The sequence below is a fragment of the Streptomyces sp. CA2R106 genome, assembly GCF_037034245.1.
Taxonomy (GTDB): domain Bacteria; phylum Actinomycetota; class Actinomycetes; order Streptomycetales; family Streptomycetaceae; genus Actinacidiphila.
Window position 1 is genome coordinate 52,001 of the sequence record NZ_JBAGKC010000007.1, and the last position, 18,252, is coordinate 70,252.

The following is an 18,252-nucleotide window of genomic DNA, read 5'->3' on the forward strand; positions in this document are numbered from 1 at the left end:
CGTCGGGTGCCAGCGTACGCCGATCCGCCCACATGGTGATACCGACGTCTCATATGGCGGAACAACGGAACGCTCACGCCGCGGCTACGGCCGGGGCGCCCAGACCGGGGTGCGGTCCCGGTCCACCAGGGCCGCGCGCACGCCCTCGTGGAAGTCGGGCTGCCGGGCGGTGCGGCAGGCGTTCTCCAACTCGTTCGCCAGGCACTGCTCCAGGCTCGCGCCCTCTCCCTCGCGCAGCATCCGGAAGGTCAGGTCCAGGCTCATCGGGCTCGCCCGGTCCAGCAGCGCGCGGGCGTCCTCGGCCCAGGCGCGGTCGTCCGCGCCGCCACCGGCGGCCGCCGCGGCCAGCCGCTCCCGCACCCGGTCCAGGTCCGGCGCGCCGAAGCAGCGCTCGATCACCGCGCCGCGCCCGGCGAGTTCGGCGGGCGGGGCGGGCACGGCGAACCGCGCCAGCACCGCGTCCGGCGCGCCCCCGTCCGGCCCGGTCAGGGCCTCCTGAAGCGCGGGCAGTTCGGCGGCGGGCACGTAGTGCGTGGCCAGGCCGCACCCGACGGCCGCGGCGCCGGTCAGCCGCGCGCCGGTCAGCCCGAGGTACCAGCCGACCGCGCCGGGCAGCCGCGGCAGGAAGTAGGTGGCGCCGATGTCCGGGAAGAAGCCGATCGCCGTCTCCGGCATCGCCAGCACCGCCCGCTCGGTGGCGACCAGCGCCGAGCCGTGCACCGAGATCCCCAGGCCCCCGCCCATCGCGTAGCCGTCGACCAGCGCGGTGTACGGCTTCGGGTAGCGCGCGATCAGCGCGTTGAGCGCGTACTCGGCGCTGAAGTACTCACGGACCGCCGCGTCGTCGCCGGCCATGCCCGCGGCGCGCATCGCCACGATGTCGCCGCCGGCGCAGAACGCCTTGGGCGAGGTGCTGCGCACCACCACCGCGCGTACCGCCGGGTCCTCCCGCCAGCCGCGCAGCAGCGCGCCGATCGCGTGGACCATGTCCAGGTCCAGCGCGTTGAGCGCGCGGGGCCGGTCCAGTGCGATGACGCCCGCGCCCGCGGCGGTGACCTCGCCCCGTACCGATGCCGAGGCCCGTGCCGTTCCCATCCGCCGCTCCCGCCGCTCGCCGTCCGCACCGGGGGCGCGCCGCGCCGGCCCGGCCCCCGCCGTAAGGAGGCCGCCCCGGCGGCGGCCCCGGACCGACCCTACGCGGCGGACCTCCGCCTTGATACGCTGCCGGTGAGCCGTGACTGGCGTGCTGGGATGGGTGCAACCATCGGGAAGCGGCTCGTTCTGGACCGAAGTGCCGTACGCCTGGGCCACCCCGTTGCCGAAACCTCCGGAGGACCCCGCCATGGCCGAGCCGTCCGTCCCCTCCCACTCCGCCTCCCCGCAGCGCGACTCTGTCGCCTCGACCGCGTTCCGCAGCGCGCTGGAGGTCGTGCGGAGCGTCGAGCCGCGGGTCGCCGACGCGATCGCCGCCGAGGTCGCCGACCAGCGCGAGATGCTGAAGCTGATCGCGAGCGAGAACTACGCCTCTCCCGCGGTGCTGCTGGCGATGGGCAACTGGTTCAGCGACAAGTACGCGGAGGGCACCGTCGGCCGCCGCTTCTACGCCGGCTGCCGCAACGTGGACACCGTCGAGTCGCTCGCCGCCGAGCACGCCCGCACCGTCTTCGGCGCCGCGCACGCCTATGTGCAGCCGCACTCCGGCATCGACGCGAACCTCGTCGCGTTCTGGGCGGTGCTCTCGCAGCGGGTGGAGCGCCCGGCGCTGGAGAAGGCCGGCGCCCGCCAGGTCAACGACCTGTCCGAGGCGGACTGGGCCGAACTGCGCGCCGACTTCGGCAACCAGCGGATGCTGGGGATGTCGCTGGACGCCGGCGGCCACCTCACGCACGGCTTCCGGCCGAACATCTCGGGCAAGATGTTCGAGCAGCGCAGCTACGGCACCGACCCGGCGACCGGCCTGGTGGACTACGACGCGCTGCGCGCCGCCGCCCGCGAGTTCCGGCCGCTGATCCTGGTCGCGGGCTACTCCGCCTACCCGCGGCTGGTCAACTTCCGCATCATGCGCGAGATCGCCGACGAGGTCGGGGCGACGCTGATGGTGGACATGGCGCACTTCGCCGGGCTGGTCGCGGGCAAGGTGCTCACCGGCGACTTCGACCCGGTGCCGCACGCGAACATCGTCACCACGACCACGCACAAGTCGCTGCGCGGTCCGCGCGGCGGCATGGTGCTGTGCGACGACGCGCTCGCCGAGCACGTGGACCGCGGCTGCCCGATGGTGCTCGGCGGCCCGCTGCCGCACGTGATGGCGGCCAAGGCGGTGGCGCTCGCGGAGGCGGCCCGGCCGGAGTTCGGCACGTACGCGCACGCCGTGGTGGACAACGCCCGCTCCCTCGCGGAAGGCCTGCTGCGGCGCGGCGCGACGCTGGTCACCGGCGGCACCGACAACCACCTCGCGCTGATCGACGTCTCCTCCTACGGCCTGACGGGCCGCCAGGCGGAGGCCGCGCTGCTGGACGCGGGCATCGTCACCAACCGCAACTCGGTGCCGCAGGACCCGAACGGCGCCTGGTACACCTCCGGCATCCGGATCGGCACCCCGGCGCTGACCACCCGGGGGCTGGGCGCGCCGGAGATGGACGAGATCGCCGGCCTGATCGACACGGTGCTGACCGCCGCCACACCCGCGGCCGCAGCCAAGGGCGGCACCTCGAAGGCGAACTACGTGCTGGACCCGGCCGTCGCGGAGCAGGTCGCGGCGCGCTCCTCGGACCTGCTGGCGGGCTTCCCGCTCTACCCGGGGATCGACCTGAGCTGACGCCCGCCGGGACGCCGGACGGCCCGCCCCTCGTACGTCGATCCGTACGAGGGGCGGGCCGTTCGCGGTGTGGGGCGCTGCGCCGGGCCGCTCAGGTGAAGGACCAGATGACGCCGTGGTTGGCGACGGTGACCGCGACCATGACGGCCAGGTCCGCCACGCCGAGCACCAGGCCGAGGGCGGCGCGGCCGCGGCGGCGGGTGCCGCGGGCGAACGCGACGAGTGCGAGGACGACGGCGACCGGGCCGAGCACGACGTTGAGCACGAGCAGTCCGGGCAGGCCGAGCAGGAAGGAGGCGACCGCCATGCCGTCCGCGTCGCGGACGTTGCGGGAGACCGCCGGGGTCGCGGGGGCGGCCGGGGTGGCGGCACTGACGGGGTGCGCTGCGGTGTTCACGGTGTTCCTCTCGGAAAACGGTGGGTTCTTCCGGGCGTCGGTCGGGTGCCCGCTCAGCGGTGGCGGCGGGCGATGCCCTCGCGGACGGCGAAACCGAGCAGCCAGGCCGCGATGGCGGCGGCGAGGACGGTGAAGACCGTGAGCGAGGTGTGGGCGGCGGCACCCATCAGGATGCCCATCCCCAGCAGGAGGACGACGAGGCTCATGTCTGCTGCACCTCCAGCGAGTTCGAGATTTCGGATGACAGTTGTTCACTGACTTCTCCAGTGTACGGTGGCCAAAGTCGGAGAACGGTTGTTTACTGAATGACATGAGTCACACTTCCGACGGCCCGCGGCCGCAGCCAGGATCAGGGCCGGGGCCAGGACCGGGGCCGGGGGCGGGCGCCGGGGAGCCCCGGCCGGGCACCCGCCGGGCGCAGAAGCAGCAGACCCGGCAGGCGCTGCTGGACGCGGGCCTGCGCCTGCTGGAGCACCAGAACCTCAGCAGCCTGGGCCTGCGCGAGCTGACCCGGGAGGTCGGTGTCTCGCCCGCCGCCTTCTACCGCCACTTCCCGGACATGGACGGCCTCGGCGTCGCCCTGGTCGGCGAGGCGCTGGGCAGCCTGCACGAGGTGGTCCGCGCGACCCTCGCCGACGGCGCCGACGGCAGCGCGCCCGACGCCCTGATCGACCGGAGCGTCACCTTCACGGCGGCGTACGTCGACGAGCACCGCCCGCACGTCCGCTTCATCGCGCGCGAGCGGCACGGCGGGGTGCGGCCGGTACGGGAGGCGATCGCGGCCGAACTCGACCGGTTCACCGACGAGGTGGCGGCGGGGCTGGCCGTGCAGCCCGCGTCGGCCGGCTGGTCGGGGGCCGAACTGCGGGTGCTCGCCGGGCTCCACGTCGACCACATGGTGGCGACCGCGGCCGAACTGCTGGAGGCGCCGCCCGGCGACGCGGCCGCGCGGGAGCGGATCATGGCCGCGGCCCGGCTGCGGATGCAAATCATCAGCGTGGGCCGGCTGCACTGGCTCGACCCGGCGCCGGACCGGGCAGACCGGGCGGGACGAACAGACCGGTCGACGGCACGGGACCGCCCGGGGCTGCCGGGGCGGACGTGAGGGGCGCGAACTGGGCCTTTTGGAGTCGGTACGGACCTCGGCCCGCTTCCGCACCGGCTCTCCCCCGCCGGCCCGCGCCCCTCTCGTGCGCCGCGGCTCCCAGGGATGCCGCCCCCCGATCATGGGGCGGACGACCGCCGTACGGGAGGACGGAACGCGACAGCCGGTGGTCGAAACGCGCCAGATCACGCGTAGGCTGCTGGAACGTCCCCCGGCGGGCAGCCGCGGGGCCCCCACCCAGGACGACCGCCGACCGCCGGAGTTCCGGTATGCCGCCAGCAGCGCCCACTGCCGACCCCCACCTGTCCACCCGCGCGCACCAGCAGCCCGGCCCGGACGGCGGCGCCGCCCGCGCCGCGCAGGTCCCGCCGCAGACCGAGTCCGTGGTGGTCACCCGCCTGATCGCCACCGCCGCCGCGAAGAGCCCGCGCGAGGCGGAACAGCTCGCGCGCGCCGCGGGGCTGCCCCACCTGCTGTCCTCGCCGGAGACCACCCGCGCCCCCTCCGCGCACACCTACCGGCTGTGGGGCGCGGTGCTCGCGCACACCGGCTGCCGCGACGCCGGCCTGCTGGCCGCCGAAAGCTACCGGCCCGGCCTGCTCGACGTGTTCGACTACCTGATGTCCTCCGCGCCGACCGTCGGCGAGGGCCTGGCCCGCGAGGCCGCCCACATCCACCTGATCAGCAGCAACTCCCTGCTCACCATCGAGGAGTCCGGGGACGAGGTGACCATCGGCTACGGCGTGCGGCGCGGCGACGACGAACTGCGCTGGGTGGTCGCGGAGTTCGCGATGGCGGTGCTGACCGCGCAGCTCCGGCACGCGACCGGGCGCGAACTCGGCCCGGTCCGGCTGGAGTTCGCCCACCGGGCGCCGCGGCGGCAGGCGCCGTACCGGGAGTCGTTCGGAGCCGCCCGGCTGGAGTTCGGCGCGGACGCCGACGCGCTGACGCTGCACCGGCGGGACCTGGAGCGGCCGTTGGACACCGCCGACCCGGCGCTGGCCGCGATCATGCTGCGCGCGGCCGCCGCCACACCGCCCCCGCAGGCGCCCGCGGCAACGACAGCGACAACGACAGCGCCCGCGATGACGGATGCCGCTCCCGTTCCCGGGCTGCGTGAGCTGATCGCCACCCAACTGCCCTACGGGCGCCCCTCGTTGGCGGAGGCGGCGCGGCGGCTGGCGATCAGCCCGCGCACCCTGCAACGGCGGCTCGGCGACTTCGGCACCACCTGGCGGGCCGAACTGGACACCGTACGGCGTGAGCAGTGGCTGCGGCACGAGGAGGCGGGATCGGCGCAGCGCGCGGCGCGGCTGGGGTTCGCCGAGTCGCGCTCGCTGCGGCGGGCGATGAGCCGCTGGGACGCGGACGCGCGGGAGGGCCGCGCGGCGGGCGACGGCGGCGGCACCGAGGAGACCGGGACCGGCCGCCGGGCCGGCAGAGCGCAGGAGGCGGGCACGGCGTGAGCGACGGGACCGAGCGGGCCGAAGGCGAAAAGGGCGGCGGGGGCGGGGAGATCAGCGAGGGCGGCGACCCGGTGTGCTGGCTGGACCGGGTGTGCGAGGAGTGCGGGGCCTTCCGCGAGACGGCCGGCCCGGACTGCGCCCGCTGCGGCACTCCCTTCCCGGGCACCGTCACCCCGCCCCCGCCCTCGCCATCCTCGGAAGGACCCCAGCCGTCCGGGCGGCGGGCCGACCGGTGAGCCGCGGCGCCGTCCTGGTCTTCAGCGCGACCGCCGGCTACCGCCACGCGTCGATCGGCGCCGGGGCCGCCGCACTCGCCGAACTCGCCGCCGCACAGGGCCTGTCCACCCGCCACACCGAGGACCCGGACGACCTGCGCCCGGCCGCGCTGGCCGGCTGCGCGGCCGTGGTCTTCCTCTCCCCCACCGGCGAGGTCCTGCACGACCGGGCCCGGGCGGCGCTGCGCGGCCACGTCACCGGCGGGGGCGGTTTCCTCGGTGTCCACGCGGCGGCGTGCGCGGAGTACGACTGGCCGTACTACGGCGAGTTGCTCGGCGCGCGCTTCGCCGGGCACCCGCCCCTCCAGCCCGCCGACGTCATCGTCCACGACCGCGGCCACCCCGCCACCGCACACCTGCCGGCCCGCTGGCGCTGGACCGACGAGTGGTACGACTTCCGCGCCGGACCGGCCGGACGGGCGGTGCGGGTGCTGGCCTCCGTGGACGAGGGCAGCTACGACGGCACCCGGACGGGCACGGACCACCCGCTGGTCTGGTGCCACCGGGCGGGCGGCGGGCGGGTGTTCTACACCGCGCTCGGGCACCTCCCGTCCGCCTACGCCGACCCGGACTTCCGCCGCCACCTCGGCGGGGCGCTGGCATGGTGCGCCGGGGCGGCGGAGTGAGGCTCGTCCCGATCGCCCGCGGGGGGGCGCGCGTTGCAGCGTACACGCCCGTAATTCCGGCCTTCCGCATACTCCTCGGGCGACGGCGCTACTACGCTGAGTGGCAGCAGGAGAGTGGCGGCGCCGGGGAGTGGGAGGGCCGTATGGACGCTGGACCTGCACGGGCGGTCGAGCCGGACGTCGTACGGTCCGGGGGGCGGCCCGCCGAGCAGTTGGCGCGGTTACTGGGCCGCGCCCGCAACGGCGCGCAGGCCGCGCGGCAGCTGGCCGAGGTGCGCGGCGCGCTGATGCACTACTGCGGCCTCCAGTCCTGCCGCCACACCAACGGGCCGCCGCGGGCGATGGACCGGCGCACCTACCGGCACAGCTTCCTGCTGCCGGACGGCGGGGTGCGGCTGGTGTGGGAGCTGGAGCACAACACCGGGCCCGGCGGGGAGCTGACCCGCGCGGTCTTCACCGACCGGGGCGAGCTGGCGCTCGCCGAGTGGGAGGCCGACACCGCGTTCGGGACGCCGCTGCCCGTGCGGACCGGGCCCGGCCCGGCCGACCTCGCGGACCTCGCCGGGTCGGCCGGTCTGCCGGGTGCCGAGCCGCTGCCCTCGGCGGGCGGCCGCAACCGGGCGTACACCGAGGCCGGTTCGCCCGAGCACGCCCGCCGCCTGCTGCGCCGCGCGGCCAACGCGAACCCGCCGGGCGCCGACGTCCAGGGCCGCCTGCACGCGGCGGTCGCCCACACCATCGGCATGGTGGGCCGCCGCAGCACGCACGTCGCCGGGCGCACGGTGACCTGGTCGCTGTACGAGCACGCCTTCCTGCTGCCCGACGGCACCGAGCTGAGCCTGTGGGAGATCGACCACACCCGCACCCCGACCGGCAGCCCGGTGTGCGAGGTCTACGCCACCCGCGACGCCGCCCTGGACACGGCGGTCCGCCGCATCGAGGCCGGCTGAGCCCCGCTGAGCTCCGCCGGGCCCTGGTCCCACCCGACCGCCGCCCCCGGGCCGCACCGGGCCGCCGGCCCTGCTACGCGTTCGCCGCGTCGTGCTGCTCCCGGTGGGCGAGGACCTGGTCCATGTTGCCCTGCGCCCACTGCCGCAGCCCGCGGGTCAGGTGGTGGAGCGACAGGCCGAGGCCGGTCAGCTCGTAGGTGACCGTGACCGGCACCGTGGGGGTCACGGTGCGGGTGAGCAGGCCGTCGCGTTCGAGGGCGCGCAGGGTCTGGGTCAGCATCTTCTGGCTCACGCCGGCCAACTGCCGTGCCAGCTCGGAGTAGCGCATCGCCCGCGGGGTGCCGCCGTCCCCGCCGCCGCCCAGGGCGCACAGGATCAGGACCACCCACTTGTCCGCGATCCGGTCGAGCAGCTGGCGGCTGGGGCACCCCGCGAGGAACGCGTTGTACTCCGCCGCGGCCTGTGCCTTCCGTTCCGCCCTGGTCGCCACCGGTCCCACCTCTCACCCACGGGTCGTTACGCACTTCAGAGTGCCTCCTTCCCGAAAGGAAGCATCTCTCCAAGAATGGTGCAAGGGGACCTCAGAGACCACCCCCGTACGGCACGAAGCGAAAGGCACGGCGATGAGCACGCCCTCCACACCCCCGCCCTCCACACCCCTTCCCGGCGGACTTTTCCCGCTGGGCGACAAGGCCGTCACCCGGTTCGGATACGGCGCGATGCAGCTGGCCGGCCCGGGAGTCATGGGGCCGCCCGCGGACCACGACGGCGCACTGGCCGTCCTGCGCGAGGCGGTCGCCCTCGGCATCACCCACATCGACACCAGCAACGCCTACGGTCCGGGGGTCACCAACGCGCTGATCCGCGAGGCGCTGCACCCCTACCCCGACTCGCTGCTCATCGCCACGAAGGTGGGGGCGAACCGCGACGCGCAGGGCGGCTGGCCCACGGCCCGGCGCCCGGAGGACCTGCGCAGGCAGGTCCACGAGAACCTCGACTCCCTCGGCGTCGAGGCCCTCGACCTGGTCAACATGCGGATGGGCGACGCCATGGGCACCCGGCCCGGCTCGATCGCCGAGGCGTTCGGCACCCTCGCCGACCTGCGGCGCGAGGGGCTGATCCGCCACCTCGGCGTCAGCAACGCCACCGCGGAGCAGGTCGCCGAGGCCCGCGGCATCGCCCCGGTCGTGTGCGTGCAGAACATGTACAACCTCGCCCACCGCCACGACGACGCCCTCGTGGACGACCTGGCCGCCGACGGCATCGCCTACGTGCCGTTCTTCCCGCTGGGCGGCTTCGCGCCGCTCCAGTCCGAGGCCCTCTCGCGCGTCGCGGACCGGCTCGGGGCGACGCCGATGGCGGTCGCGCTGGCCTGGCTGATGCAGCGCTCGCCGAACATCCTGCTCATCCCCGGCACCTCCTCCACCGCCCACCTGCGGGAGAACGCCGCCGGCGCCGCCCTCCCGCTGTCGGCCGAGGACCTGGCCGCGCTGGACGCCATCGCCGGCTGACCCGGCGCGGTGCGAAGGCGCCCTACGGGCCGTGCGGCTCCCGGCAGGCGCAAGCGGGGGCGCCTTCGCCGTCGGCGAGCTTGATGAGGGTCAGCCGGGACAGCGGCGGCGGCGCGCCGGTGCGGCCGGCCCGCCGCCAGGCGATGAGCACGGTCAGCCGGATCATCTTCCGGGCCACGTACACCAGCAGCGCGGCGAGCGGGAGTTCGGCGACCACCGCGGTGACGACCGCGCCGGCCAGCTCGTCGCTGTTCCAGTCCAGCACGATGTCGAACCAGGCGTCGCAGCACAGCAGGGCGGCGGTGACCAGCGCCCACGGGATGAAGATCTGGAGCCGCCGCCAGGCGCACAGCGCGGTGATGCCGATCGCCACGATCAGGGCGCAGTCGAAGCCGACCCAGGCGAAGCGCCACTGGTCGACCTCGTGGTGGTCGGGCAGGCTCGCCGACAGGTAGCCGATCCACGGCACGAGGAAGAGGAAGCTGCCCGTGACGACGGCGAGGAACAGTTGGCGCAGGTGCCGCACGTGCGGGTCGTGCGGCGACGGGACCTCGTCATCCATGCCGTCCACTGTGCCAAAGGCACCGCCACCCGGCGCCGCGGACCTGCGGCCGCGTCCCCGCCTCAGGAGCACGGCACCGGGCCGAACGGGTCGAGGGAGCCGACGGTGTCGGCCAGGCAGCGGAAGGCGTCCTCGCCGAGCGGCTCGACCACCCGGGCCCGCAGCGTCCGCGCGAGCAACACTGCTGCGGCCCGTACGGACCCGGCGCCGGCCGGGGTCAGCGCGGTGTGGACGACCCGGCGGTCGGTGGCGCAGGGGCGGCGCTCGACGAGCCCCGCGCCTTCGAGCCGGTCCACCAGCTTGGTGGTGCCCGCGGTGGAGAAGCCGAGGGCGGCCGAGAGCTGGTTCATCGGCGCGGCCCTCCCGGGTGCGGCGGCCAGGAACATCAGGGCCTGGAAGGAGCTGGGCGCCAGTTCCTGCTCGGCCTCGACGACGGCGAGCATGCCGTCGGTGAGCCGCCGCACCCCGGTGTGAAGGGCGTGCCACCGCGTGAGCAGGGCCAGCTCGTCCGCGTCGGGGCCCGGGTGCACCGCGCTGCGGCTCGGGGGTTGCGCCACCATGGGGCCCAGTATCCCCCGGCCGCCTTCCGGCCGGTCACCCGGGAGCCCGTACGGCAGCCCGGGCAGACATCGGATGCCTGCCCCTGCCCCTGCCCCCTGTGTCTGCGGCCCGTGCCGACAGCCGACCCCCCGTTCAGTCCCGGCCCGTCCCCCGGTACAGCTCCAGTTCGCCGTCCAGCTCCAGCGCCAGCACCGTGGCGTACGGGTCGACGTCGCGGGGCGCGGGGGCGTCGATCCACAGCACGCCGGGCACGTCGTGCAGCCCGCCGGTGACGTGGTGGCCGACCTCCGTGCCGGTGCCGAGCACCGTGGCCCGCCGGACGGCGTTGCGCAGGCCGCGCACCGACACCGTCTCGCGCGGCGGGTCGAAGCAGGTCAGGTACAGGGTGCGGCGGTCGGCCGACAGCGTGCTGGGACCGTAGTGGTGGCCGGGCGGCAGTCCGGCCGAGGTGCCGTACACCGCCGGCGCGTGCCGGGCGGTCCAGGCGCCCAGGCCCTCCAGGCGGTCGGCCTGCTCGGGCGTGATCGTGCCGTCCTCGCGCGGGCCGACGTCCAGCAGCAGGTTGCCGCCGGCGCCGACGGTCTCGGCGAGGTAGCGGACGAGCTGGCCGACCGACTTGTGCCGGTGGTCCTGCGGCTGGAAGCCCCAGGAGTCGTTGACCGTCAGGCACAGCTCCCAGGGGCCGTCCGGTGCCACGAGCGGGACGCCCTGCTCGGGTGTGGCGTAGTCGCCGCGGTGCAGCATGCGGGCGTTGAGCACGGCTTGCGGGGTGACCGCGAGGATGTCGTCGGCGAGCGCGTCGATGCCCCACTGCTCGACGGACCGCTCCCACTCCCCGTCGAACCACAGCAGGTCGGGCCGGTAGCGGGTGGTCAGCTCCCGCACCTGCGCGTCGCGGTAGGCCAGGTAGCGGCGCCACGCGGCCGGGTCCTCGGCGCCCGGTTCCGGGGCGCTGAACCGGCTGTCGTTGACGGGGATGCCGGCCGTGCCATCGTCCGGCGACGGGTGGCGCACAGTCGCGTAGTCGGGGTGGGACCAGTCGGAGTGCGAGTAGTACAGCCCGACGCGCAGGCCGTGCGCGCGCAGCGCGTCGGCGTAGCCGCCGACCAGGTCGCGCCCGGCAGGGGTGTCGCGGGCCACGGACAGGCCCTGCTGCGCGGTGTCCCACAGGGCGACGCCGTCGTGGTGGCGGGCGGTGAGCACCGCGTAGCGGGCGCCGGCCCGGGCGAACAGCCGCGCCCAGGCGTCGGGGTCGTAGCGGGCGGCGGTGAACCCGGCCAGCTGGCCGAAGTACTGCTCGCGGCTGACCCTGCCGTCGTAGAACGCCCACGACTCCGGGACGCCGTCGACCGCGTAGACGCCGTAGTGCACGAAGATGCCGAGCTTGGCGTCGGAGAACCAGGGTTGCATGGGCATGAGCCGCACCCACTCCCATACATCGGAGGTATGACCGGACGGCTTGACCTTAAGTCGCCCCGCGCCGCCGATCAATCCCCGGCCGCCCCAAGATCGGAGAGCGCTCTCCGACCGTGGTATAAAGGCAGGTATGACCACCAGCCGTCCGGGTCGCCCGCACCTGCCCACACTCGAAGACGTCGCACGGTCCGCCGGGGTCTCGCGGGCGACGGTCTCCCGGGTGGTCAACGGCACGCGGAACGTCGACCCGGAGATCCAGAAGGTGGTCCAGCAGGCGGTGGCCCGCACCGGCTACGTGCCGAACCGGGCGGCCCGCACGCTCGTCACCCGCCGCACCGACGCGGTCGCACTGGTCTTCTCGGTGCCCGGGCACGGCGCCGACGACCCCTTCATGTCACGGGTGTTCAGCGACGCGTTCTTCGGCCGGATCGTCGGCGGCCTGCTCACGGTGCTGCGGCCGCGCGACATGCACCCGGTGCTGATGCTCGCCGACTCCGACCAGGCGCGGCGCGAACTCGTCGCCACCCTGCGCCAGCAGCACATCGACGGCGTGGTGCTGGTCTCGATCGCCCCCGCCGACCCGCTGCCCGCCCTGCTGGCCGAAGCCGGGCTGCCGGTGGTGCTCTTCGGCCGCCCGGCGGAGCCGGTGCCGATCAGCTTCGTGGACATCTCCCAGCAGGCGGGTGTCGAACTGGCTGTCGACCACCTCGTCTCGCTCGGCCGCACCCGCCTCGCCACCATCGCCGGCCCGCACGACTCCCCCGCCGGACGGGACCGCCGCGCGGCCTTCCGCGCCGCGGTGACCGGCCACGGCCACCCGCGCCCGCCCGCCGTCGAGGGCGACTTCACACAGGAGAGCGGCGAGGCGGCGATGCGCGCGCTGCTGGCCGAACACCCGGACACCGACGGGGTGTTCGTCGCCAACGACCTGATGGCGCAGGGCGCGCTGCTCGCCCTGCGCGACCTCGGCCGCCGGGTGCCGGAGGACATCGCCGTGGTCGGCTTCGACGACAGCAGCGCGGCGACCGCCTCCCGGCCGCTGCTGACCACCGTGCGGCAGCCGGTGGAGGACATGGCAGCGGAGATGGGCCGGCTGCTGCTCGCCCTCATCGACGACAGTGCCCAGCAGACGCGTTCGGTGATCTTCAGGACGACGCTCGTCCGCCGCCGGTCCGCCTGACGCCGTCCGCCCAGGGCCTGTTGCGGCGGGCGGCCCGAGCGGAGCGGCCCGAGCAGGACGACCGTCGCCGACCCGACCGACACCGACCCGGGCGGCTCAACTCCCGGCCGGCTCCGCGGTGATCGCGATGACCGTGGCCACGATGCCCTCGTGGACGATCCAGCGCCCGGTGAACACGTCCGGGCCGACGCCCTCGGCCAGCAGCGGACCGGGCACCAGCAGCCGCGCGGTGAAAGTGCCTTGGGGCGGACCGGACAGCAACGGCTCCTCGGTCAGGAGGAGTTCGGCCTCCTCGAAGCCGAGCATCCGGTGGTGGTAGGGATACCACGCCTTGTAGACGGTCTCCTTGGCGCTGAACAGCACCCGGCCCCAGTGGATCTCGGGCCGCTTGCCGGTCAGTTCGGCCAGCGCCGCGCGCTCCTCGGGCGTGGAGTGGATGACGTCCAGCACACCGTCGGGCAGCGGGCCGTGCGGCTCGGCGTCGATGCCCAGCGCGAGGACGTCGGCGGCGCGCGCCACGGCCGCCGCCCGGTACCCCTCGCAGTGCGTGATGCTGCCGACGACGCCCGCCGGCCAGACCGGGGCGCCGCGGTCGGCGTCGTCACGCGGGATGGGCCCCGCGGGCACCCCGAGCGCGGCGAGTGCCTCGCGCGCGCAGGCCCGCCCGGCGGCGTGCTCGGCGCGGCGCTTGGGCACCGCGCGGGCGACGGCGGGCTCCTCCTCGGGCAGCAGCGGGACCCGGTCGAGCTCGTCGCCGTAGGCGACGCGGGTGCGGACCGCGGCGGGGACCAGGCGCTCGATCATCGCGCCGCCCCCGGCCGGCCGGCGAGGATGCGGCGCGGGCCGAGCGGTCCGGCGGCCCGCGCACCCCACTCGCGCGGGTAGCCGAGCGACGCCTCGGTGAAGCGGACGCCGTCGCGGTGGATGATCCGCGGGATGTGCAGATGGCCGTAGACGACCTCGGTGGCGCGGAAGCGCAGGTGCCAGTCCTCGGTGAGCTCGGTGCCGCACCACAGCGCGAACGACGGGTAGCGCAGCACGCGGGTCGGTTCGCGGTGCAGCGGCCAGTGGTTGGCCAGCACCGTCGGCAGCTCGGGGTCCAGGGCCGACAGGCGCTCGGCGGTCTGCGCGACGCGGGCCCGGCACCAGTCGTCGATGCCGGGCAGCGGGTCGGGGTGCAGCAGCATCTCGTCGGTGCAGACGACGCCCAACTCGCCGGACTGCTCCAGCGCCTGCGCCTTGGTGGTGGCGCCGGGGGTGCCGTCGCGCCACGTGTAGTCGTAGAGCAGCGCCATCGGGCAGACGGCGACCGGGCCGTTCACGCCCTCCCAGACCGGGTACGGGTCCTCGGGGGTGATGACGCCCAGGCCGCGGATCTGCTCGACCAGGTACCGGTAGCGGGCCTCGCCGCGCAGCGTCAGCGCGTCCTTGGGGTGCGTCCACAGCTCGTGGTTGCCGGGCAGCCAGATGACGGTGCCGAAGTTCTCCTTGAGGGTGCGCAGCGCCCACAGGATGTCCTCGGCGATCTCGCCGACGTCGCCGGCCACGATCAGCCAGTCGCCGTCACCGCCCGGCCGCATCTTCTCGACGATGTCGCGGTTGGCCTCATAGCCGACGTGCAGGTCGCTGATCGCGAGGAGTTGCGGGGCGCCGGCGGTCGATGTCTGCACGGTTCCGATCATGTCAGACGCCTCCCCGTCCGCGGTACGACTTCCGCGGTCGGCTCGGCGTTTTGCGCCCCGGCGGCCGCGGAACCGTCCCAAGATGCCCGGTGCGTACGGGTATTGGCGCCCGCGGTGGGGCGCGGGGCGGGAGCCGTACGGCGCTCAGGCCCGGTCGACCAGGACCGCGGCGCCCTGCCCGACCCCGACGCACATGGTGGCCAGGCCGCGGGCCGCGCCGGTGCGGCGCATCCGGTGCAGCAGGGTGGTGAGGATACGGGCGCCCGAGCAGCCGAGTGGGTGGCCGAGCGCGATGGCACCGCCGGTGGGGTTGACCAGGTCGGGGTCGATGCCGAGTTCGCGTACGCAGGCGAGCGCCTGGGCGGCGAACGCCTCGTTGAACTCGGCCTCCTGGACGGAGTCGACACCGCGGCCGAGCCGGGCCAGGGCGCGGCGGGTGGCCGGGACCGGGCCCATGCCCATGACGTCGGGGTGCACACCCGCGCTGGCGCCCGCGGCGTAGCGGCCCAGGGACTCGAGGCCGAGGTCGGCGAGCGCGTCCTCGCTGACCAGCAGGAGCGCGGCGGCGCCGTCGTTCATGGGCGAGGAGTTGCCCGCGGTGACGCTGCCGCCGGCCCGGAAGACGGGGGCGAGGGCGGCGAGGCGTTCGGCGGTGGTGTCCTCGCGGATGCTCTCGTCGGCGGCGACCACCACCCCGTCGGGGCGGGTGACGGGCAGGATCTCGGCGTCGAAGAGGCCGTCCTTGCGGGCCCGCGCGGCGTTGCGGTGGCTGCGCAGCGCGAAGGCGTCCTGGTCGGCGCGGCTGATGTCGTGGCGCGCCGCGACCTCCTCGGCGGTCTCGCCCATGGACAGCACGCCGTGCAGGTCGCTCATCCGCGGGTTGGTCAGGCGCCAGCCGAGGCGGGTGTCGTGGGTCTGGAGGGCGCGCGGCAGGGCCTCGTCGGGGCGGGCCATGACGAAGGGGGCGCGGCTCATCGACTCCGAGCCGCCGGCCAGCACCACGTCGGCCTCGCCGGCGGCGATCGTGCGGGCGGCGGTGGTGACGGCCTCCATGCCGGAGGCGCACAGCCGGTTGACGGTCGCGCCGGGCACGCTGTCGGGCAGCCCGGCGAGCAGGACGGCCATCCTGGCGACGTTGCGGTTGTCCTCGCCGGACTGGTTGGCGGCGCCCCAGTAGACGTCGTCGATCCGGGCCGGGTCGAGGGCGGGGACGCCGTCGAGCAGGCCGCGGATGACGGTGGCCGCGAGGTCGTCGGGCCGGACGGTGGACAGTGCACCGCGCAGGCGCCCGATCGGAGTGCGGCGGGCGGCGGCGAAGTGGACTGGGCGCATCGCGGGCTCCTCGGTACCGGAAAACTAGCACCGAGAGTTTAAGCCGGTTCCGGCCCGGCGTACACCGTCCCGGGCCGCGCGTGCGGCCGGCCGGCCGGCGGAGACAGGTTCCCGCCGCGCCCCGCCTGCGCGCCGGCGGCCGCCGGGTGTCAGCCGCGCTCGCGGCGGCCGTGCAGCCGCTCCAGTTCGCGGCGGTCGCGCTTGGTGGGGCGGCCGGCACCGCGGTCGCGCACCCCCATCGCGAGGGCGTCGGTGCGCGGCGGCGGGGGCGGGCTGTTGTCGACATACGCCTCCGCGGCGACCGGGGCGCCGACCCGCTTGGCGAGCAGCCGGGACACGACAACCACGCGCTCGCGCCCGGCGTGCAGCAGCCGTACCTCGTCGCCGACCTTCACCGCCTGCGCGGGCTTGACCCGCTCGCCGTTGACCTTCACGTGCCCGGCGCGGCAGGCGGTCGCCGCCTGCGACCTGCTCTTGGTCAGCCGTACGCACCAGATCCAGGAGTCGACGCGGACGCTGCCGCCGGGGTGCTCGTGTTCTGCCGCCATGGGGGAAGCCTACGGCGGGCGGCCACCGCTTTTCCGGGGTTCGGCCGGACGGGTGACGGCGTCGCGCCAGGTGGGCGCGGTCCGGCCGGAAACAGGCGGGGCGGGCGCGGGCGGGCGGCGCGGGCGCTGGATGCGCCTTCGGTGGGGCAGGCACGGGCGGCTGCCCCACCGAGGTGCCGCGGCCGGCGTTCGAACAGGCCGCGGCCGACGGGTGGCCGGCGCCGGCCGGGACGTACGTGTCCACGACGGCGGCCGGTGAGCGCGAGGCGGCGGCGCTCACCCGGGTTGTGGACGTGCCGGCTGGACGAGCGGTGGACGACCTGCGCGCGGCGCCCGGCGCGATCGCGAGGACCTGGCCGCCGAGCGGCGCACCGGTGGGCGGCCTCGCGGGTCCGCGGGGCCGCCCACCGCGCGGGCCCGGTGCCGCGCGCTCAGCGCGCGTACACCGCCACGAAGTCCCGCGTGGCCTGGACGTAGTAGCGGTCCGGCGGGTCCTCGAAGTCGAGGATGTTCGTGGGCTTGGGGTTGGACGGGTCGCGGCTGCTGTCGTAGGACATGAAGGACGGCCAGGCGCGGTTCATGTCCAGCGGCATGGCGCGGACCGCGCCGGCGCGCTGCATCAGGCCGGCGAGGCTCTGCGCGGACAGCGCCTGCCCGACGACCATGATGATGTCGCCCTGGGCGGTGACGCCGACCCCGGAGCGGGGGACGAACATGCCGCCCTGGTCGGCGACGCCCCACTTGGACCCGTCGTCGATGTCGGGCACCACCTTGCCGTCGTCGACCATCAGCTCCAGGCACTGGCGGACGCCGACGACGTCGGGGGTCATCCGCACGTCGCGGCCCCAGACGCCGACCTTGATGGAGCCGTCCTTGTAGAAGACCTCCGAGGCGGCGCCGTCGCGCAGTTCGCCGTCGGTCCTGCCGTCGAGGTAGAAGCCGCCGCGGGAGCCGCCGTCGGTGATGCGGAAGCCGCCGTTCCAGGTGGCGACCAGGCCGGTGCGGCTGCCCTTGGGGATGGTGGGCGGCACGTCGAAGGTGCCGCCGGGCTCCATGAAGCCGGGGTGGAGCTGGAAGCGGGCGTGCTTGCCGCTGATCCAGGCGACGGCCGCCTCGTAGGAGGTGTGCTCCTCATCGGGGCGGACATAGGTGCCCTGGACGATCGGTTCGCCGTGGGCGCTGCTGAGGGTGCGGTAGACGCCCTCGCCGGGCAGCGCCGGGCTGACCGGCGGCGTCATGGCCGCGCGCATGGGGATGAGGGGCTGGGCCGGGGCGGCGGCGTGGGCGCCGGGGGCGGGGGCCGCGGCGGCGCCCGCGGTGGCCTTCATCCGGGCCAGCGCGTCGGCGGACAGGGTGCCGCCGACCTTCGGCGGGTGCATCCGGTACTGGACGTTCTCCAGCTTGTCGACGACGAAGCCGAGTTCGTGGTCGCGGGCCCACTCCGCCAGCCGGGCCTGGGTGCTGTCCTTGCCGGGGTAGGTGAGCGCCTTGCCGACCGACCAGCCGACGGTGCCGACGCACACCACGCACACGCCGAGCGCGCCGCGGGTCACCATGCGGCGGCGGCGCAGCTGACCGGGGGTCAGGTCGCGGCGGTGCTTCCAGGGCAGCAGCCGCCTGCGCGGTCCGCGTCCGCGTCCGCCTCCGCCTCCGCCACCCGGCGGGTCGACGGTGTCACCGCCGGGCTGCTGTTCCGCGATCGTCATACCGCTCCCTCCGCGTGCCGCGCGCACGTTAATACGCTTTTCCTACGTATTGACCGGAAAGGCGGTGGTCCTATCACGCGAACGCCGGGAAACACCCGGCCGCCGCACCCGTCCCCG

General features: G+C 75.2%; 20 protein-coding genes and 1 riboswitch. Of the genes, 8 read left to right on the plus strand and 12 right to left on the minus strand.

The window, feature by feature from the left end; translation table 11 throughout:
* Positions 1–84: 84 nt before the first annotated feature.
* The gene (locus WA788_RS12745; RefSeq protein WP_335976396.1) at positions 85–1,095 is read right to left on the minus strand and encodes an enoyl-CoA hydratase/isomerase family protein; all 1,011 of its coding nucleotides are present in this window, start codon (positions 1,093–1,095) and stop codon (positions 85–87) included.
* Between the two features lie 129 nt (positions 1,096–1,224).
* Positions 1,225–1,315: riboswitch (ZMP/ZTP riboswitch) on the plus strand.
* 27 nt (positions 1,316–1,342) lie between these two features.
* On the opposite strand from WA788_RS12745, the gene WA788_RS12750 reads away from it, so the two are divergent.
* On the plus strand, positions 1,343–2,818 hold the full coding sequence (locus WA788_RS12750; protein WP_335976398.1) for a glycine hydroxymethyltransferase: 1,476 nt from the start codon (positions 1,343–1,345) through the stop codon (positions 2,816–2,818).
* Between the two features lie 91 nt (positions 2,819–2,909).
* Here the strand turns inward: WA788_RS12750 and WA788_RS12755 are convergent, their stop codons facing one another.
* Positions 2,910–3,125, minus strand: a complete 216-nt coding sequence (locus tag WA788_RS12755) for a DUF4190 domain-containing protein (RefSeq protein ID WP_335976915.1) — start codon at positions 3,123–3,125, stop codon at positions 2,910–2,912.
* Between the two features lie 143 nt (positions 3,126–3,268).
* Complete coding sequence (locus tag WA788_RS12760) at positions 3,269–3,421, minus strand: hypothetical protein (RefSeq protein WP_200823366.1); 153 nt, start codon at positions 3,419–3,421, stop codon at positions 3,269–3,271.
* Between the two features lie 104 nt (positions 3,422–3,525).
* Between WA788_RS12760 and WA788_RS12765 the strand changes: the two genes are divergently transcribed.
* From WA788_RS12765 to WA788_RS12785, 5 genes are all read left to right on the plus strand, one after another.
* Positions 3,526–4,320 carry a TetR family transcriptional regulator gene (locus tag WA788_RS12765; RefSeq protein ID WP_335976406.1) on the plus strand — a complete coding sequence of 265 codons (795 nt, stop codon included), beginning with the start codon at positions 3,526–3,528 and terminating at the stop codon, positions 4,318–4,320.
* A 269-nt stretch (positions 4,321–4,589) separates the two neighbouring features.
* Positions 4,590–5,786 (plus strand): AraC family transcriptional regulator ligand-binding domain-containing protein, encoded by a 1,197-nt coding sequence (locus tag WA788_RS12770; protein WP_335976408.1) that lies wholly within the window; start codon positions 4,590–4,592, stop codon positions 5,784–5,786.
* The gene (locus WA788_RS12775) at positions 5,783–6,022 is read left to right on the plus strand and encodes a hypothetical protein (protein WP_335976412.1); all 240 of its coding nucleotides are present in this window, start codon (positions 5,783–5,785) and stop codon (positions 6,020–6,022) included. The genes WA788_RS12770 and WA788_RS12775 overlap by 4 nt, the downstream gene beginning before the upstream one ends.
* Positions 6,019–6,687 (plus strand): ThuA domain-containing protein, encoded by a 669-nt coding sequence (locus WA788_RS12780; protein ID WP_335976415.1) that lies wholly within the window; start codon positions 6,019–6,021, stop codon positions 6,685–6,687. The genes WA788_RS12775 and WA788_RS12780 overlap by 4 nt, the downstream gene beginning before the upstream one ends.
* A gap of 143 nt (positions 6,688–6,830) precedes the next feature.
* Positions 6,831–7,637 carry a DUF6227 family protein gene (locus tag WA788_RS12785; RefSeq protein ID WP_335976418.1) on the plus strand — a complete coding sequence of 269 codons (807 nt, stop codon included), beginning with the start codon at positions 6,831–6,833 and terminating at the stop codon, positions 7,635–7,637.
* A gap of 73 nt (positions 7,638–7,710) precedes the next feature.
* On the opposite strand, the gene WA788_RS12790 is transcribed toward WA788_RS12785, so the two are convergent.
* On the minus strand, positions 7,711–8,127 hold the full coding sequence (locus WA788_RS12790) for a winged helix-turn-helix transcriptional regulator (RefSeq protein WP_335976420.1): 417 nt from the start codon (positions 8,125–8,127) through the stop codon (positions 7,711–7,713).
* Between the two features lie 133 nt (positions 8,128–8,260).
* On the opposite strand from WA788_RS12790, the gene WA788_RS12795 reads away from it, so the two are divergent.
* Positions 8,261–9,148 carry an aldo/keto reductase family oxidoreductase gene (locus WA788_RS12795; protein WP_335976424.1) on the plus strand — a complete coding sequence of 296 codons (888 nt, stop codon included), beginning with the start codon at positions 8,261–8,263 and terminating at the stop codon, positions 9,146–9,148.
* Between the two features lie 22 nt (positions 9,149–9,170).
* Here the strand turns inward: WA788_RS12795 and WA788_RS12800 are convergent, their stop codons facing one another.
* From WA788_RS12800 to WA788_RS12810, 3 genes are all read right to left on the minus strand, one after another.
* Positions 9,171–9,710, minus strand: coding sequence for a hypothetical protein (locus WA788_RS12800; protein ID WP_335976425.1), 540 nt, complete (start codon positions 9,708–9,710; stop codon positions 9,171–9,173).
* Between the two features lie 62 nt (positions 9,711–9,772).
* Positions 9,773–10,270: a MarR family winged helix-turn-helix transcriptional regulator gene (locus tag WA788_RS12805; RefSeq protein ID WP_335976427.1), complete on the minus strand. Its 498-nt coding sequence runs from the start codon at positions 10,268–10,270 to the stop codon at positions 9,773–9,775.
* 133 nt (positions 10,271–10,403) lie between these two features.
* Positions 10,404–11,921 (minus strand): alpha-L-fucosidase, encoded by a 1,518-nt coding sequence (locus tag WA788_RS12810; protein WP_335976430.1) that lies wholly within the window; start codon positions 11,919–11,921, stop codon positions 10,404–10,406.
* On the opposite strand from WA788_RS12810, the gene WA788_RS12815 reads away from it, so the two are divergent.
* Entirely contained in the window at positions 11,818–12,867 is a 1,050-nt protein-coding gene (locus WA788_RS12815) for a LacI family DNA-binding transcriptional regulator (protein WP_335976433.1), read from the plus strand. The two genes, WA788_RS12810 and WA788_RS12815, sit on opposite strands and share 104 nt — an antisense overlap.
* A 96-nt stretch (positions 12,868–12,963) precedes the next feature.
* Here WA788_RS12815 and WA788_RS12820 read toward each other — a convergent pair whose 3' ends face one another.
* The 5 genes from WA788_RS12820 to WA788_RS12840 all read right to left on the minus strand — a co-directional run bounded on the left by WA788_RS12820 (position 12,964) and on the right by WA788_RS12840 (position 18,135).
* A complete protein-coding gene (locus WA788_RS12820; protein ID WP_335976436.1) occupies positions 12,964–13,671 on the minus strand; it encodes a 4'-phosphopantetheinyl transferase family protein in 708 nt (235 codons plus the stop codon).
* Positions 13,668–14,549 (minus strand): metallophosphoesterase family protein, encoded by an 882-nt coding sequence (locus tag WA788_RS12825; RefSeq protein WP_435136593.1) that lies wholly within the window; start codon positions 14,547–14,549, stop codon positions 13,668–13,670. Before WA788_RS12825 ends, WA788_RS12820 begins: the two co-directional genes overlap by 4 nt.
* Positions 14,550–14,693: 144 nt before the next feature.
* Complete coding sequence (locus WA788_RS12830; protein WP_335976441.1) at positions 14,694–15,881, minus strand: thiolase family protein; 1,188 nt, start codon at positions 15,879–15,881, stop codon at positions 14,694–14,696.
* Between the two features lie 149 nt (positions 15,882–16,030).
* On the minus strand, positions 16,031–16,429 hold the full coding sequence (locus WA788_RS12835) for an RNA-binding S4 domain-containing protein (protein WP_335976442.1): 399 nt from the start codon (positions 16,427–16,429) through the stop codon (positions 16,031–16,033).
* 431 nt (positions 16,430–16,860) lie between these two features.
* Positions 16,861–18,135 carry a phosphodiester glycosidase family protein gene (locus tag WA788_RS12840; protein ID WP_335976445.1) on the minus strand — a complete coding sequence of 425 codons (1,275 nt, stop codon included), beginning with the start codon at positions 18,133–18,135 and terminating at the stop codon, positions 16,861–16,863.
* Positions 18,136–18,252 lie beyond the last annotated feature (117 nt).